We start from the raw sequence: 14,829 nt of genomic DNA, 5'->3' as shown, positions 1-14,829 counted from the left end.
TCGGCCAATATAGAGCGTGTGATTCGCATACTGCTGGCCGACGACGAGGCCATGATCCGCGCCGGAGTGCGGGCCATCCTCGCCTCCGACCCGGACCTGGAGGTGGTGGCGGAGGCCGGCGACGGCCGCGAGGCGGTGGACCTGGCCATCAGCCACCATCCGGACGTGGCGCTGCTCGACATCCGCATGCCGAGGCTCGACGGGCTCGCGGCGGCGGCGGAGATCCGCAGGGCGGCGCCGGGCACGGCGGTGGTGATGCTCACCACGTTCGGCGAGGACGACTACATCGCCAAGGCGCTGGACGTGGGCGCGAACGGGTTCCTGCTGAAGTCCGGCGACCCGCGCGAGCTGATCGCCGGGGTGCACGCCGTCGCCGACGGCGCCGCGTACCTGTCGCCGAAGGTCGCCCAGCGGGTCATCGAGCAGCTGGCCGGCGGCCGGATGGCGCGCGGCGCCGCCGCCCGCGACCGCATCGCCGGGCTGACCGACCGCGAGCGCGAGGTGCTGGCCCTGCTGGGCGCGGGCCTGTCCAACGCGGAGATCGCCCGCACGCTGCACATCGTGGAGGGCACGGTCAAGGCGTACGTGAGCGCCATCCTCACCCGGCTCGACGTGCGCAACCGCGTACAGGCCGCGATCATCGCCCACGAGGCTGGATTGGTAGCCTGACCCGTGATGTATCGCCTCGTGTTCACGCAGGTCTTGCGGCGGTTCGACGCCGAGGCCGTGCACCATCAGACCGTCAGGGCCCTCGCGATCCTCGCCAGGCTGCCCCTGCTCAAGCGATCCCTGCACCGGGCTCTCGCACCGCACGACCCGGCTCTGCGGGTGAGCGCCTTCGGCGTGCACTTCCCGGGGCCGCTCGGGCTCGCCGCCGGCTTCGACAAGGACGCGGCGTGCGCGGAGGCGGTGGCGGCGCTCGGCTTCTCGCATGTCGAGGTCGGCACCATCACCGCCCACGGCCAGCCGGGCAACCCGCGTCCGCGCCTGTTCCGGCTGGTGCCGGAGCACGCGGTCGTCAACCGGATGGGGTTCAACAACGCGGGCGCCCGCGCCGCCGCCCGCCGCCTGCGCCGCACCCGCGGGGTGCCGGTCGTGGTGGGGGTCAACATCGGCAAGACCAAGGTGGTGCCCGAGTCGGGCGCGGTCGCCGACTACGTGACCAGCGCCAGGACGCTGGCGCCGCTGGCCGACTACCTGGTGGTCAACGTCAGCTCGCCCAACACGCCGGGACTGCGCGACCTTCAGGCCGTCGAGCTGCTGCGTCCGCTGCTCAAGGCGGTCAAGGAGGTGGCCGACGGCACGCCCAGGCGCACCCCGCTGCTCGTCAAGATCGCGCCCGACCTGGCCGACGAGGACGTCGACTCCGTCGCCGATCTCGCGGTCGAGCTGGGCCTCGACGGCATCATCGCGACCAACACCACGATCCGCCACGCGGGCGAGACGGGCGGCCTGTCCGGCCGCCCGCTCAAGGAACGCTCGCTGGAGGTGCTGCGCCGCCTGCGCGCCCGCGTGGGCGACCGCCTGACGCTCGTGTCGGTGGGCGGCGTGGAGGACGCCGACGACGTGTGGGAACGCCTGCTGGCCGGCGCCACGCTGGTGCAGGGCTACACGGGCTGGATCTACGGCGGCCCGCTGTGGGCCTCCCGCATCCACCGCCAGCTCTCCAGACGCGTACGCCGCCACGGCCTGAAGTCGATCACCGAGATCATCGGCCGCACGGCATGACCGGCGTCCCGGGGACGCCCTCGACTGTCGTAGCCGCGGGTTAGTCTCCGGGCGTGAAGGTAGAGGCCTCCGTCGAGCAGCTCGTCTTCGTCGACGACGACCACTACACCGTGGCCCGGATGAGCTCCGACGACGCCGGCTCCTTCGTCGCCGCGGGCCGGCCGCTGGCCGGGGTCCAGCCGGGGGAGCGGCTCCAGCTCGCCGGCGCGTGGGAGTCGCACCCGCGCTTCGGCCGCCGCCTGGCCGTCAAGCAGTGCGAGCGCGTCGCGCCGTCCACCGTCCGCGCCATCACCCTCTACCTGGGCTCCGGCCTGATCCGCGGCGTCGGCCCGCGCCTGGCCCACGCCATCGTCAGCCACTTCGGCGAGCAGACGCTCAAGGTCATCGACACCGAGCCCGAGCGGCTGCGCGAGGTCGTCAACATCGGCGCGATCCGCCAGGCGCAGATCGTCGAGGCGTGGGCCGAGCAGAAGGCCGTGGCCGAGCTCATGGTCGCCCTCCAGGGGTTCGGCGTCAGCCCGCTGCTCGCCGCCAAGCTCTACCAGGCGTACGGGCACGACGCCCTCCACGTGCTGACCAAGGACCCCTACCAGCTCGTCGGCCGGGTGCGCGGCATCGCCTTCCACACGGCCGACCGCATCGCGCTGCGCTCCGGCGTGCCCGAGAGCAGCCCGGCGCGGCTGCGGGCGGCGGTCCTCGACCGGCTGGAGGCGGCGGCCGCGGGCGGTGGCCACTGCTTCCTGTCGCTGCACGCGCTGGTCACCCAGGTGGTGGCGCTGGTCGAGCAGGACGAGCGGCCGGTCAGGCGGGCCGTCGACGCGCTCAGCGCCGAACGGCGCGTCGTCGTCGAGCCGTCGCCGTCCGACCCGGGCCGGCTCGTCGTCTACGGCAAGCAGGAGCACAGCCGCGAGGTGGCGCTGGCCGGACACCTGGCCAGGCTGCTGCGGGCCCGCTCGACGCTGCGGATGCGCCCCTACTCCGAGGACGAGCGGCTGCACGAGGACCAGCGCGCCGCCGTCAACCTGGTGCTGACCAGCACCGTCTCCGTGCTGACCGGCGGGCCGGGCTGCGGCAAGAGCCACACCGTGGCGGCGATCGCCTCGACCGTGCGGGCGATGGGCGGCTCGGTGACGCTGTGCGCGCCGACCGGCAAGGCCGCCAAACGGCTGTCGGAGCTGACCGGGCTGCCCGCGATGACCGTGCACCGGCTGCTGTCCGCCCGCGCCGAGCCCGACGACGGCGCGCTGTTCGCCGACGACCCCGCGCAGGCCGACCTGATCGTGGTGGACGAGGCGTCGATGCTCGACCTGCACCTGGCCACCCGGCTGGCCGCCGCCGTGCCGTCGGGCAGCCACCTGCTGTTCGTCGGCGACAGCGACCAGCTGCCCAGCATCGGCCCCGGCAGGGTGCTGGCCGACCTGCTCGGCGTGCCGGAGGTGCCGCGCGTGCGGCTCACCCACGTGTTCCGGCAGGCTCACGACAGCGGCATCGTCCGGGCCGCCCACCGCATCCGCGCTGGCGAGCTGCCCGACCTGCCCGGCGGGGGCGGCTTCTGGTTCGAGGAGCTGGACGACCCGGTCAAGGTGGCCGATCGGGTCATCGAGCTGGCCACCGAGGCGATCCCCCGCAAACAGGGCGTCGAGCCCGGCCAGGTGCAGGTGCTGTGCCCGATGCGCCGGGGCGAGACCGGCGCCACCGAGCTCGGCCGCCGCCTCCAGGACCGGCTCAACCCGGCCCGCGAGGGCGTCGCCGAACACTGGGCGGGCCCGTCGGTCTTCCGGCCCGGCGACCGGGTGATGCCCATCCGCAACAACTACGACAAGGGCGTCTTCAACGGCGAGACCGCCACCGTGACCGCCGTCGACCCGCGCGAACGGCTCGTCGAGCTGCGCACCGACGACGGCCGCGCCGTCCCCTACACCTTCGACGAGCTCGACGAGCTCACCCACGCCTACGCGATCAGCGTCCACCGGGCCCAGGGCAGCGAATACCCGTTCGTGGTGGCGCCGGTGGTGGCCGAGGCGGGCGGCGTCATGCTCCGCCGCAACCTGCTCTACACGCTGGTCACCCGGGCCAAGGCATGGGTGGTGCTGGTCGGCGGGCGCGACGCGCTGGAGCTGGCCGTGCACCGGCTGGGCGGGCGGCGCAACACCGCCCTGTCCCACCGGCTGGCGCTCCAGCTCGCCGCGCCGTGACCGTCAGACGCTGGGGCGGGTCGACTCCGCGTCGTGCGTCATGCCGTCGATGCGCGCCAGCACCGCCGTCACGTCGACGACGCCCGGCCGGTGCGGGCGGCGGCGCTGCCACGGGCGCGGCCCCGCCTGCGGCCTGTATTCGACGCCGAGCGCGTCCAGCCTGCCCAGGTGCGCCTCCAGCCGCTCGGTGAAGCCCTCGCCGCCGCCCCAGGCGACGTCGGCCAGCGCGCACGTACGGGGCCACAGCCGGTAGTCGAGCACCCGGCCGTCGGGCACCCGCTCGCTCCAGAGCTGCGCCTGCACGCCGATGACGCGCGCCCGCTCCTCCTCCGGCCACTCGGCCGGCGCCGGCTCGAACGCGGCCACGTCCGCGACCGTGATCGTCTCGCCGATCGCCATCGGCTCCTCCGCCGAGGCGGCCTCCGCGTAGTCGAAGTAGAGCGGGAACACCGGCGTGGCCACCACGTCGTGGCCCGCGGCGGCGGCGCGGCGGCCGACGTTCATGCCGCGCCACGGCATCACCACCGTGTCCTGGCGCAGCCGCCCGCTGACGAACGCCTCGTCCCACACCACGGCCCGCGCCCCGCGCTCGGCCAGCGCGTCGGCGAGCTGCCGCAGGAACCACGCCTGAAGGTCGTTGGCGCCCGCCAGGCCCAGCGACTCGCCGTAGGCGGTGATCTCCGCCGAGGCGGCCCACTGGTCGAGCACCACCTCGTCGCCGCCGATGTGCACGTACGGCGTCTCGCCGAGCGCGCCGAGCAGCTCGTCGAAGATCGTCGTCAGGAACTCGACCGTCGGCGGCAGCGGCGACAGGATCGCGGGGGAGATGCCCCACCGGTCCAGCACCTCGTGCGGCTCCCCGGTCGCGCCGAGCTGCGGGTAGGCCGCCAGGATCGCCGAGGCGTGCCCCGGCACGTCGATCTCCGGCACGATCGTGACCGCCCGGGAGCGCGCGTACGCGGCCAGCTCCGCCAGGTCGGCCAGCGTGTAGTAGCCGCCGTGCGGGATGTCGTCGTACGCCTCGGGCTCGCGGTAGAAGTGGGTCGCGGTGCGCGGCCGGTGCGAGGCGACCTCGTGCAGCAGGGGATAGGCCCGGCTCTCCACCCGCCAGCCCTGGTCGTCGGCCAGGTGCAGGTGCAGCCGGTTCAGCTTGTGCACGGCCATCAGGTCCAGCAGCCGCATGACCTCCCGCTTGGGGAAGAAGTGCCGGGCCACGTCCAGGTGCAGGCCGCGCCAGGCGAACCGGGGCGCGTCCTCGATCCGCACGCCGGGCACGTTCCACACCTGGCCGGCGCCGAACCGGTAGGCGTCGGCGGGCAGGAGCTGGCGCAGCGACTGGGCGGCGTAGAAGGCCCCCTCCCGGCCGCCCGCGGCGATCTCGACGCCGCGCGAGCCGACCGACAGCCGGTACGCCTCGGCGCCCAGCGCGGGGTCGAGCCGGGTGGCGACGGCGCCGTCGTCACCGGGCAGCAGGTCCAGTCCGGGAAGCGCGGTCCGTACGGGCTCGATCAGCGGGCCGGAGACGGTGGCCCCGGCGGCGAGCTCATAGGAGCCGGAGAGCGGGTTGTGCAGCGATGGGCGAGGAATCATGTAGTGAGATAGTGCTGCAAACCGTTGGCCAAAGCCAGGGCGATGCGCTGGCGGAACTGGGCGTCACGGAATTTGGCCGCCTCGGCCGCGTTGCGCATGTTGCCGCACTCGACGAAGATCTTCGGCACCGTCGACAGGTTGAGCCCGCCCAGGTCGTTGCGGTAGTCGAGGGCCTTGTTGCCGATGTAGGTGGAGTAGGGCAGCCCGGTGCCCTTGCGGAAGGCGTCACGCACGGCCACGCCCAGGTCGGACGACTGCTTGACCACCGGGTCCACCGGGCCGTTGATCTTCTTCGGCATGATCACGTGGAAGCCGTGGTTGGCCGGGGCGGAGCCGTCGGCGTGCACCGAGATCGCGGCGTCGGCCTTGCTGCGGTTGCCGATGGCGGCCCGCTCGGTGATGCACGGCCCGACGCCGGTGTTGCTGGAGCGGGTGAGCTTGACCGTGGCGCCGCGGTTCTTGAGAATCTTGACGAGCCGCTTGGAGACGTCCCAGGTGAAGGCCGCCTCCGAATAGCCGTCGTTGGTGGCGGTGCCCGTCGTGTCGCACGCCTTCCACTGGGTCAGCACGTTGACCTTGCGGTTGATCGCCTTCGGGTTGCGCGCGTTGCCGCCGTTGTGGCCGGGGTCGATGACGACCGTCTTGCCCTCCAGCGGCTTGGGCGCCGGGGCCCGCTCGGCGGGGGCGGGCGTGCCCGACTCGTCCGTGACGACGGCCGGGGTGCGTGCCTGGGAGCCCGCCTGCGTGGCGGCCGGGTTGGCGGCCTGACCGGCGGCGGTCCCGCCGGAACCGGCGCCGCCGCACGCGGAGACGATCAGGCCGCAGACGGCCAGGACGGAGGCGGGTAGAGCGCGCATGGGCTCCAACTTACGTGAAACCCGCCCCCGGGGAGCCGCGAAACGCCTCACCAGACGTGTTCGCCGACCTCCTGCCGCTGCAGCAGGGCGGCCAGCTCCCGCGCGTCCTCGGCGTCCAGGCCGAGCACGACGCGGGGGCGGCCCCACGGGTGGTCGAGGGAGTGTGCGACGTAGCTGGCCACGGATTCCGCGCCGACGTCCGTCCCCCGCCCGCGCCCGGCCCGCCACTGCGCCCAGGCGCGTTCGAGCTCGGCCGCCGCGCGCTGGGCGCAGGACACCAGTTCCGGATCACGCATGACTGTTCCCCCCGGATCAGATCGTGGCCGGACCGAATCCGGCCACAATTAGCATGACCCTGACGAGTAAACAGCCGGGGGGCGCGGTCACGGGGCGTGTTGACCCAGCTTTGGCCCGCTATTGGGCCGGACCCGTGCTGCGGCGCACGATCAGCTCGGGCGTGATTTCGCGCAACCGGGCGCCCTTGCCCGGCTCGGAGATGCGGTCGCTCAGCAGCGTGGCGGCCGACCGGCCCATGGCGCGGCGCGGCTGGTCCACCGAGGTGAGCGAGACGTGGTTCGAGGCCGACAGGTGGGTGTTGTCGTAGCCGACCACGGAGAGGTCTTCGGGGACGCGCAGGCCCAGCTCGGTGGCGGCGGAGAGCACGCCGAGCGCGAGCACGTCGTTGGCGGCGAAGATCGCCGTGGGCCTGGGGTCCCGGGTCAGGAGGGCGATGGCGGCGTCGTGGCCGCCGTTCTCGGTCGACTCCGCGGCTTCGACCATGATGTACGGGGCGAGGGAGTGCCTGCGCATGGCCACGAGGTAGCCCTCGCAGCGGGAGGGCCGCGGGCCCTCGATGTGCGCGATGCGCTTGTGCCCGGCCTCGACCAGGTGGTCGATGGCCAGCCGGGCGCCGAGCCGGTCGTCGTCGACGACGATGTCGACGCCTTCGAGCTCGATGTCACGTTCCCCGACGACGACCGTCGGGGTGTAGGAGGTCGCCTCGATCAGGGTGGCGCTGGTCGGCGGGATGCCCAGGAGGACCAGCCCGTCGACCCGCAGCTCCAGGAAGGCCTCCACGGCCTCGTCCTCGAAGGCGGGATCCCACTGGCTGTTGCCGATCAGCATGCGTAACCCGTCGCCGTGCAGGCTCTCCTGCAGGCCGTCGAGGAACTCGGCGTAGAAGGGATTGTGCAGGTCGGCGACGAGCGCGCCGACGAGGTGAGTACGGCCTTCGACCAGGCTGCGGGCGACCGCGTTCGGCCGGTAGCCGAGCTCGCGGGCGGCCTGGAGCACTGCCTGGCGCCGGTGCTCGCTCACGTGCGGGGATCCGCGCAGCACGAGGGAGACCAGCGATTTCGAGACGCCGGCTCGTTCGGCGACGTTGCGGATGGTGGGCCTGGGCCGGGGCAGCGTATCTACCTCTCTCATGTCGGTGATGGTCGGAGTCTTGACGGGCGGTCCTGACATGTGTCTCCCCCGCGATGCGAAGTTGGGCACCTGTACCACCAAACGATCGAGTTCGCCGCAGGGTACGGCCTTGTCGCCAACGACCCGATCTCCACTGGTCAGGGCTCGGATACTGTGCAGGGGTGACACCCGAGACGGCGCGTCCGCCCCGGCGCAGGCTGAGCGTCGACCGGCGGCGCGAGGAGCTCATGGCGGCGGCTCTGGAGCTGTTCGGCGCCCGGGACGCCGAGGACGTCACGATCGACGACGTGGCCTCGGCGGCCGGGGCGTCGCGGGCGCTGGTCTATCACTACTTCGGCGGCAAGCAGGAGCTCTACGTGGCGGCGCTGAGAAGCGCGGCCGGCCAGCTGGAGGCGCGGCTGCGGGAGGCGCGGCCTCGCGCGCATGACGGCGCCGGTCTGCTCGGCGAGCTGGCCTCGGGGCTCGGGCGCTACTTCGACTTCGTGGAAGAGCACGCGGCGGGGTTCGCGGCGCTGCTGCGCGGCGGGCCGGCCAACCGGACCGGCGAGGTCGGGGAGATCGTCGACGGGGTCCGGCAGCGGCTCTTCCGGCTCGTCCAGCGGCAGATGCGCGTCGAGGAGCCGACCCCGGTGCTGCGGGCGACGCTGCGCTCGTGGATCGCCTCGGTGGAGACGGCGGGGCTCGACTGGCTGGAGCACCGCGACATCGAGCGGGCCACGCTCGAACGCATGCTCGTCGAGCAGATGGTGGCGTTGCTCGGCGTCGCCGCCCGGCACGACCCCGACGCGCGCCGGCTGCTGGAGCAGCACGGCTGACCGGTGGAGAAATGGCGCCGGGCGGGCGGCGCCAGCTCCCACGTGCGACGTCGTATCGTCACAGGGGTGGACCGGGTCGTGCGGACCTGGCCCACCGTTCAACCCCCCTGAGGTTCGTAACTACTCCGAACGCTGCTGCGGAATCCCCGCGAGCAGTGCGCGGACCTCGGTCTCCCGGTAACGCCGGTGACCGCCGAGGGTGCGAATCGACGTCAACTTGCCCGCCTTGGCCCACCTGGTAACGGTCTTGGGGTCGACCCTGAACATGGTCGCGACCTCGGCGGGCGTGAGCAGCGGCTCGGCCTCGGGTGTACGAGCTGACATTTGTGCGGCCTCTCCTCCGTGTGGACCGGCTTAGCGCGATCCTGTGACTGCTTTTGCGCGTGTCACGGATGTCCCCCTATGGCGCAGAGCGTGCGGCTTTTCTGAGCCATATGCGGCATCACCCGATGTGACCATACCGCCACGCAGAGCGATTGGCGAGCCCTTCTTTGACCCAACTGCCCGCCCCCATGGCGATGTCACGCTCGGTGATTCTAGCGACACGTTTCGTGGTATCGCAGTGAAAACGGCAAACTACTCAGTTCGCAGAAGAGAGCAGCCGCGAGTCGTGACCTACTCATGCAGGTCAGAGCGTCGTATTGGGGTTCAGTTGGCAGATTCCAGAAGTTGCATTGACTTCCAGCGAAGGATGACCCTCTGGTACATGGCATAGGCAAGTTCTTCTTGACCCGTGTCCAGACCCGTCAAAGCGGCCGAAAGCTCCGCAACCGACTGGTCCGCCTGGAGGGCGTCGTCGTCCATCAGATGCACCAGACCGCCGTAGTCGAGCTCGACCAGCGAGTGCGGATGGAACTCCTCCAGCCACCGCGCCACGTCCTCCACGTCGAAGTTGGGCGAGGTGTCGCCCAGATGGCGGCGCAGCACCTGCAGCGCCCGCGCCGCCCGCCTCCGGGCCTGCGCCATGGACGTCACGTAGATGAGGTTGCGCCCCGTCGTGGTGGTCACGTCCTGCCCGGGCGTGGAGGAGCCGAGCACCAGCCAGCGCTCGTTCCCGTCGAAGGGCACGAACCATGACGGCGGCACGTGCCACGCCGTGGTGCGGATGTGGGTACGCAGCGCCGACGAGCCGCCGGCGCGCTTGTAGCGGTCGAAGTCGTCGGCCGTCTGGTCGGCGATCGTCTTGGAGACGATGCGGTCCATCAGCTTGGCCGGAGTGCTCCCGCGCAGCTTCGAGAAGGCCAGCCAGGAGCGCAGCCGGGTCTGCCAGGGGCACACGTACAGCCGGTCCTCCACGCGCCGCAGGTAGGCGTTGGGGCTCTCCTGCGAGGGGACCAGCTCGGGAGGGGCGCCGAGCAGCCGCCTGACGGCCTCGCCGTGCTCGGCCTGGAGCGCGTTGGCGCGGCGCGGGCGGTCGTTGGAGTCGGCATAGTCGGCCCAGACCTTGCGCTCAGACTCGGCGAACGCGGTCAGCGGCTCATAGACGCGGAGGTAGGCGGCATAGGGCAGCACGCACGCATCGTGTCATGAAGCCGTCGGCGCTCGCACTGTGGCGCCCATTACGCTGGTAGGCGATCTCCGCCGCGACGGGGCGGCGGACCGGACAGGGAGTCACTACCGTGACCGACGTCTTCGGCACGTCCCACAAGGACGTCCACGAGCAGGTCGTCTTCTGCGCCGACGAGCAGAGCGGCCTGCGTGCCATCATCGCCATCCACAACACCCAGCTCGGCCCCGCCCTCGGCGGCACCAGGTTCTACCCGTACGAGAGCGAGCAGGCCGCGCTCGCCGACGTGCTGAACCTGGCCAAGGGCATGGCCTACAAGAACGCGCTGGCGGGGCTCGACCTCGGCGGCGGCAAGGCCGTCATCATCGGCGACCCGGCCCGCGACAAGAGCGAGGCGCTGCTGCGCGCCTACGGCCGCTTCGTCGAGACGCTCGGCGGGCGCTACATCACCGCCTGCGACGTCGGCACCTACAGCGAGGACATGGACGTCGTGGCCCGCGAGTCGCGCCACGTGACCGGCCGCACCCTCGCCAACGGCGGCGCCGGCGACTCCTCCATCCTCACCTCCTACGGCGTCTTCCAAGGCATGCGCGCCTCGGCCGAGCGGGTCTTCGGCACGCCGTCGCTGCGCGGCAGGCGCGTCGGCGTCGAGGGCGTCGGCAAGGTCGGCCACCGCCTGGTCGACCTGCTCCGCGAGGACGGCGCCGACGTGGTGATCTGCGACGTCAGCGAGCAGGCCGTCGAGCGGGTGCGGCAGCGCCACCCGGAGGTCGACGTGGTGGCCGACGCGCAGGCCCTCACCGAGGCCGACATCGACGTGTTCGCGCCGTGCGCGCTGGGCGGCGCGCTCGACGACGCCACGGTGGCCAGGCTGCGCGCCAGGATCGTCTGCGGCGCCGCCAACAACCAGCTCGCCCACTCCGGCGTGGAGAAGCAGCTCGACGAGCGCGGCATCCTGTACGCGCCCGACTACGTGGTCAACTCGGGCGGCGTCATCCAGGTGGCCGACGAGATCTCGGGCTTCGACATGGAGCGGGCCAGGGCCAAGGCCGCCCAGATCTACGACACGACTCTGAAGATCTTCGGGATCGCCGCCGACGAGGGCGTTCCTCCGGCGGTCGCAGCGGATAGGCTGGCTGAACGTAGAATGTCGGAAGTCGGGCGCATTAGGGGCATTTGGCTGGGCCGCTGACGCCCCGCGCCCATACGACGTACCGAGCTGGGCACAAAACAGGTACGGTAATAGGCGAACGATAGGCTGACGCCCAAAGTCAGGGCGGCGTCAGTGTGTGGTGCGTTAGCGACGAGGGGTCGGGGACGACCCCACACGAGGGGGTCGAGCCAATGGGGCGCGGCCGAGCAAAGGCCAAGCAGGTCAAGGTTGCTCGCCAGCTGAAGTACAACAGCGGTGGCACGGATCTTGACCGACTTCGCGACGAACTCGGGGTCGGTGACCCCGGCCGCAACGACGACGCCGACGACCTCAACGACGAGCTGGCGGATCGCTATGCCGATTACGCCGACGGCTACGGTGCCGGAGACGACGACGATGATCGTCCCTCCGGCCGTCGATAGCCGTTCCTCCGCGTGACGTGGGTTCGCGTTCCGGCGCGGACCCGCTCAACGAGCGTCGGGCCCCACGGGTGACCGTGGGGCTTTGTCGTGCGCGCCCGTAACGTGTCGACGGTGCCACGTACCATTAGGGCATGGACGTGCTGACAGGCGAGCCGCTGGCCCTGGACCTGGTCAACACGCGGGCCAGCACGCCCGCGGGCGACGTGGACTTCCTCGGCACCGCCGACGGCCTCGGCGTCTGGCTGGCCCGCCAGTCCGACCGGCTGGGCGGCCTCCCGCAGCCGCTCACGGCCGACGGCCTCGCCGCGGTGCACCGGCTCCGCGCGCACGTCGAAGCGGCCGTCACGGCCGTCGTCGCGGGCCAGGCGCCGCCCGCCGCAGCCGTCGCCGCGCTGAACGAGGCGGCCCGCGCCGCCCCCACCCACCTGTTCCTGGGCGGCTCCGGCGTGGAGACCCGCCGCGACGCCGCGCCGCTCGACCGGCTGCTCGCCGAGCTCGCCGAAGCCGCCATCACGCTGCTCGGCACGCCCGGAGCGAGCAGGATCAGGTCCTGCGAGGCCCCGGGCTGCCGGATGCTGTTCCTTCCCGCCCACCCGCGACGCCGCTGGTGCTCGCCCGAGCTGTGCGGCAACCGGGTCCGGGTGGCCCGCCACTACGAGCGGGCCAGGAGCGGTCAGGCGTAGGCCGCCCGGCCCGAGCCGGGCACGATCTCGCCCATCACCCACGCGGGCAGGCCCCGCCCGGCCAGCAGGCGGATCGCCGCGTCGGCGTCGCCGGCCGCCACGATCGCCGCCATGCCGACACCCAGGTTGAAGGTGCGGTCGAGATCCTTCTGCGCGATGCCGCCGTGACCGGCCAGCACCTCGAAGATCGCCGGCGGGGTCCAGGAGGAACGGTCCAGCCGGGCGTCGAGATGCTCCGGCAGCGAGCGCGACAGGTTGCCCTCGACGCCGCCGCCCGTGATGTGCGAGTAGGCGTGCACGTCGACCGCGCGGGCCAGCTCCAGGCAGTCGAGCGAGTAGATGCGCGTCGGCTCCAGCAGCTCCTCACCCAGCGGCCGGCCCAGCTCGGGCAGCTCGCTGTCGAGCGTCAGCGCGGAGTTGGCGATCACGTGGCGGACCAGCGAATAGCCGTTGGAGTGGACGCCCGACGACGCCAGCCCCAGCACCACGTCACCCTCGCGGACCCGGGCCGGGCCCAGCATCCGGTCGGCCTCCACCACGCCCGTGCCCGCGCCCGCCAGGTCGTACTCGTCCGGGCCCATCGCGCCGGGGTGCTCGGCCGTCTCGCCGCCCACCAGCGCCGCCCCGGCCAGCCGGCAGCCCTCGGCGACGCCGCCGACGATCTCCGCCACCCGCTCCGGCAGCACCTTGCCGCACGCGATGTAGTCGGTCATGAACAGCGGCTCGGCCCCGCACACCACCAGGTCGTCCAGCACCATGCCGACCAGGTCGATGCCGATCGTGTCGTGCTTGCCGTACTGCTGGGCGAGCATCACCTTCGTGCCGACCCCGTCGGTGGACGTGGCCAGCAGCGGCCGCTTGTAACGCAGCAGCGCCGAGGCGTCGAACAGCCCGGCGAACCCGCTCGCGTCGTCGACCACCTCCGGCCGCCGCGACCGCGCCACCTTGTCCTTCATCAGCGTGACAGCGCGCTCACCGGCCTCGATGTCGACCCCGGCCGCCTCGTACGTGCTCATGCCTTGCTCTCCAACACGAACTTGCCCACGTTGTCCTGGTCGATGGGGATGGGGTAGGAGCCGTCGAAACAGGCCCGGCACAGCCGCTCCGCCGGGATCGTCGTCGCCTCGGTCAGCCCTTCGAGCGAGATGTAGCCCAGCGAGTCGGCGCCCAGCGAGGCGCGGATCTCCTCGACCGACAGCGAGCCCGCGATCAGCTCCGCCCGCGTGGCGAAGTCGATGCCGTAGAAGCACGGCCACGCCACCGGCGGCGACGAGATCCGCACGTGCACCTCACGGGCGCCCGCCTCGCGCAGCATCCGCACGATCGCCCGCTGCGTGTTGCCGCGCACGATCGAGTCGTCCACCACGACCAGCCGCTTGCCCTCGACGACCTCGCGCAGCGGGTTGAGCTTCAGCCTGATGCCGAGCTGGCGGATCGTCTGCGACGGCTGGATGAAGGTCCGGCCCACGTACGAGTTCTTCACCAGGCCCTGGCCGTACGGGATGCCGCTCTCCTCGGCGTAGCCCACGGCCGCCGGGGTGCCCGACTCGGGCGTGGGGATCACCAGGTCGGCCTCCACCGGGTGCTCGCGGGCCAGCACGCGGCCCACCTCCACCCGGGTCACCTGCACGCCGCGGCCCGCGATCGTCGTGTCGGGGCGGGCCAGGTAGACGTACTCGAACAGGCAGCCCTTGGGCTCGGCCAGCGCGAACCGGCGCGACCTCACCCCGCGCTCGTCGATCGTCAGCAGCTCGCCCGGCTCGATCTCGCGGGTGAACGTGGCGCCCACGATGTCGAGCGCCGCGGTCTCCGAGGCGACCACCCAGCCGCGCTCCAGCCTGCCCAGCACCAGCGGGCGGATGCCCTGCGGGTCACGGGCCGCGTACAGCGTCTTCTCGTCCATGAACACCAGCGAGTAGGCGCCCTTGACCTGCGGCAGCAGCTCGGCGGCCGAATCCTCGATGGAACGGCTGCGATCCTGCGCCAGCAGCGTGGTCAGGACCTCGGTGTCGGTCGTCGCCCGCGTGGCGCCCGGCTCCAGCCGCTCGGCCAGCTCCGGGGTGTTGATCAGGTTGCCGTTGTGGGCCAGCGCGAGACCGCCCACCTCGGTCGAGCTCAGCGTCGGCTGCGCGTTCTCCCACACGCTGGAGCCCGTCGTGGAGTAGCGGCAGTGACCCACCGCGATGTGGCCGCGCAGCGTGCCCAGCACCGACTCGTCGAAGACCTGGGCCACCAGGCCCATGTCCTTGTAGACGAGGATGCGGCTGCCCTCGCTGACCGCGATGCCCGCGGACTCCTGGCCGCGGTGCTGCAACGCGTACAGCCCGTAGTAGGTGAGTTTGGAAACTTCCTCGCCTGGCGCCCAGACGCCGAAGACACCACAGGCATCCTTCGGAGCGCGGTCTTGGGGGTCCAGGTCATGGCCGAGCCGGCCGTCGCCCTTCAGCACAT

At 72.1% G+C, this 14,829-nt stretch carries 15 protein-coding genes; 7 read left to right on the top strand and 8 right to left on the bottom strand.

Annotation, left to right across the window (positions count from 1 at the left end; genetic code table 11):
- The first annotated feature begins 18 nt into the window (after positions 1 to 18).
- Genes ACBI99_RS23955 through ACBI99_RS23945 form a run of 3 tightly spaced genes read left to right on the top strand, consistent with a single transcriptional unit; the run spans position 19 to position 3,923 of the window.
- The gene (locus ACBI99_RS23955; RefSeq protein WP_357583652.1) at positions 19 to 669 is read left to right on the top strand and encodes a response regulator transcription factor; all 651 of its coding nucleotides are present in this window, start codon (positions 19 to 21) and stop codon (positions 667 to 669) included.
- Between the two features lie 6 nt (positions 670 to 675).
- On the top strand, positions 676 to 1,728 hold the full coding sequence (locus tag ACBI99_RS23950; protein WP_357583654.1) for a quinone-dependent dihydroorotate dehydrogenase: 1,053 nt from the start codon (positions 676 to 678) through the stop codon (positions 1,726 to 1,728).
- Positions 1,729 to 1,781: 53 nt separating this feature from the next.
- The gene (locus tag ACBI99_RS23945) at positions 1,782 to 3,923 is read left to right on the top strand and encodes an ATP-dependent RecD-like DNA helicase (protein WP_219506541.1); all 2,142 of its coding nucleotides are present in this window, start codon (positions 1,782 to 1,784) and stop codon (positions 3,921 to 3,923) included.
- Between the two features lie 3 nt (positions 3,924 to 3,926).
- Here ACBI99_RS23945 and ACBI99_RS23940 read toward each other — a convergent pair whose 3' ends face one another.
- The 4 genes from ACBI99_RS23940 to ACBI99_RS23925 form a co-directional block, all read right to left on the bottom strand.
- A complete protein-coding gene (locus ACBI99_RS23940) occupies positions 3,927 to 5,513 on the bottom strand; it encodes a beta-N-acetylhexosaminidase (protein ID WP_219506540.1) in 1,587 nt (528 codons plus the stop codon).
- On the bottom strand, positions 5,510 to 6,370 hold the full coding sequence (locus ACBI99_RS23935; RefSeq protein ID WP_375073508.1) for an N-acetylmuramoyl-L-alanine amidase: 861 nt from the start codon (positions 6,368 to 6,370) through the stop codon (positions 5,510 to 5,512). Before ACBI99_RS23935 ends, ACBI99_RS23940 begins: the two co-directional genes overlap by 4 nt.
- Before the next feature lie 47 nt (positions 6,371 to 6,417).
- Complete coding sequence (locus tag ACBI99_RS23930) at positions 6,418 to 6,666, bottom strand: hypothetical protein (RefSeq protein ID WP_049572779.1); 249 nt, start codon at positions 6,664 to 6,666, stop codon at positions 6,418 to 6,420.
- 118 nt (positions 6,667 to 6,784) lie between these two features.
- The gene (locus tag ACBI99_RS23925) at positions 6,785 to 7,798 is read right to left on the bottom strand and encodes a LacI family DNA-binding transcriptional regulator (protein WP_219506537.1); all 1,014 of its coding nucleotides are present in this window, start codon (positions 7,796 to 7,798) and stop codon (positions 6,785 to 6,787) included.
- A 161-nt stretch (positions 7,799 to 7,959) separates the two neighbouring features.
- Between ACBI99_RS23925 and ACBI99_RS23920 the strand changes: the two genes are divergently transcribed.
- The gene (locus ACBI99_RS23920) at positions 7,960 to 8,613 is read left to right on the top strand and encodes a helix-turn-helix domain-containing protein (protein ID WP_308125806.1); all 654 of its coding nucleotides are present in this window, start codon (positions 7,960 to 7,962) and stop codon (positions 8,611 to 8,613) included.
- A gap of 120 nt (positions 8,614 to 8,733) precedes the next feature.
- Here the strand turns inward: ACBI99_RS23920 and bldC are convergent, their stop codons facing one another.
- Together bldC and ACBI99_RS23910 are read right to left on the bottom strand one after the other, a co-directional pair.
- Positions 8,734 to 8,937 carry a developmental transcriptional regulator BldC gene (gene bldC, locus ACBI99_RS23915; RefSeq protein ID WP_013133571.1) on the bottom strand — a complete coding sequence of 68 codons (204 nt, stop codon included), beginning with the start codon at positions 8,935 to 8,937 and terminating at the stop codon, positions 8,734 to 8,736.
- 324 nt (positions 8,938 to 9,261) lie between these two features.
- Positions 9,262 to 10,125 carry a hypothetical protein gene (locus ACBI99_RS23910; RefSeq protein WP_357583658.1) on the bottom strand — a complete coding sequence of 288 codons (864 nt, stop codon included), beginning with the start codon at positions 10,123 to 10,125 and terminating at the stop codon, positions 9,262 to 9,264.
- A 107-nt stretch (positions 10,126 to 10,232) separates the two neighbouring features.
- On the opposite strand from ACBI99_RS23910, the gene ACBI99_RS23905 reads away from it, so the two are divergent.
- The 3 genes from ACBI99_RS23905 (at position 10,233) to ACBI99_RS23895 (ending at position 12,378) form a co-directional block, all read left to right on the top strand.
- A complete protein-coding gene (locus tag ACBI99_RS23905) occupies positions 10,233 to 11,312 on the top strand; it encodes a Glu/Leu/Phe/Val dehydrogenase dimerization domain-containing protein (protein ID WP_219506535.1) in 1,080 nt (359 codons plus the stop codon).
- Positions 11,313 to 11,464: 152 nt separating this feature from the next.
- Positions 11,465 to 11,695, top strand: a complete 231-nt coding sequence (locus ACBI99_RS23900; protein ID WP_219506533.1) for a DUF3073 domain-containing protein — start codon at positions 11,465 to 11,467, stop codon at positions 11,693 to 11,695.
- 131 nt (positions 11,696 to 11,826) lie between these two features.
- The gene (locus ACBI99_RS23895; RefSeq protein ID WP_219506532.1) at positions 11,827 to 12,378 is read left to right on the top strand and encodes an ABATE domain-containing protein; all 552 of its coding nucleotides are present in this window, start codon (positions 11,827 to 11,829) and stop codon (positions 12,376 to 12,378) included.
- Here ACBI99_RS23895 and purM read toward each other — a convergent pair.
- Positions 12,369 to 13,394: a phosphoribosylformylglycinamidine cyclo-ligase gene (gene purM / locus ACBI99_RS23890; protein ID WP_375073507.1), complete on the bottom strand. Its 1,026-nt coding sequence runs from the start codon at positions 13,392 to 13,394 to the stop codon at positions 12,369 to 12,371. The two genes, ACBI99_RS23895 and purM, sit on opposite strands and share 10 nt — an antisense overlap.
- Positions 13,391 to 14,827, bottom strand: a complete 1,437-nt coding sequence (gene purF, locus ACBI99_RS23885) for an amidophosphoribosyltransferase (protein WP_219506526.1) — start codon at positions 14,825 to 14,827, stop codon at positions 13,391 to 13,393. The genes purM and purF overlap by 4 nt, the downstream gene beginning before the upstream one ends.
- Between the last annotated feature and the right edge of the window lie 2 nt (positions 14,828 to 14,829).

This window comes from Nonomuraea sp. ATR24, from assembly GCF_041950485.1.
Classification (GTDB): domain Bacteria; phylum Actinomycetota; class Actinomycetes; order Streptosporangiales; family Streptosporangiaceae; genus Nonomuraea; species Nonomuraea ceibae.
Note: the sequence above shows the minus strand (reverse complement) of the source record. Positions and strands in the feature narration are given on the sequence as shown.

Coding starts and splice junctions, on each gene's coding strand:
- ACBI99_RS23950 (WP_357583654.1), top strand. CDS start 676: ATGTATCGCCTCGTGTTCACGCAGGTCTTGCGGCGGTTCGACGCCGAG.
- ACBI99_RS23940 (WP_219506540.1), bottom strand. CDS start 5,513: ATGATTCCTCGCCCATCGCTGCACAACCCGCTCTCCGGCTCCTATGAG.
- ACBI99_RS23935 (WP_375073508.1), bottom strand. CDS start 6,370: ATGCGCGCTCTACCCGCCTCCGTCCTGGCCGTCTGCGGCCTGATCGTC.
- ACBI99_RS23930 (WP_049572779.1), bottom strand. CDS start 6,666: ATGCGTGATCCGGAACTGGTGTCCTGCGCCCAGCGCGCGGCGGCCGAG.
- ACBI99_RS23925 (WP_219506537.1), bottom strand. CDS start 7,798: ATGAGAGAGGTAGATACGCTGCCCCGGCCCAGGCCCACCATCCGCAAC.
- bldC (WP_013133571.1), bottom strand. CDS start 8,937: ATGTCAGCTCGTACACCCGAGGCCGAGCCGCTGCTCACGCCCGCCGAG.
- ACBI99_RS23900 (WP_219506533.1), top strand. CDS start 11,465: ATGGGGCGCGGCCGAGCAAAGGCCAAGCAGGTCAAGGTTGCTCGCCAG.
- ACBI99_RS23895 (WP_219506532.1), top strand. CDS start 11,827: ATGGACGTGCTGACAGGCGAGCCGCTGGCCCTGGACCTGGTCAACACG.
- purM (WP_375073507.1), bottom strand. CDS start 13,394: ATGAGCACGTACGAGGCGGCCGGGGTCGACATCGAGGCCGGTGAGCGC.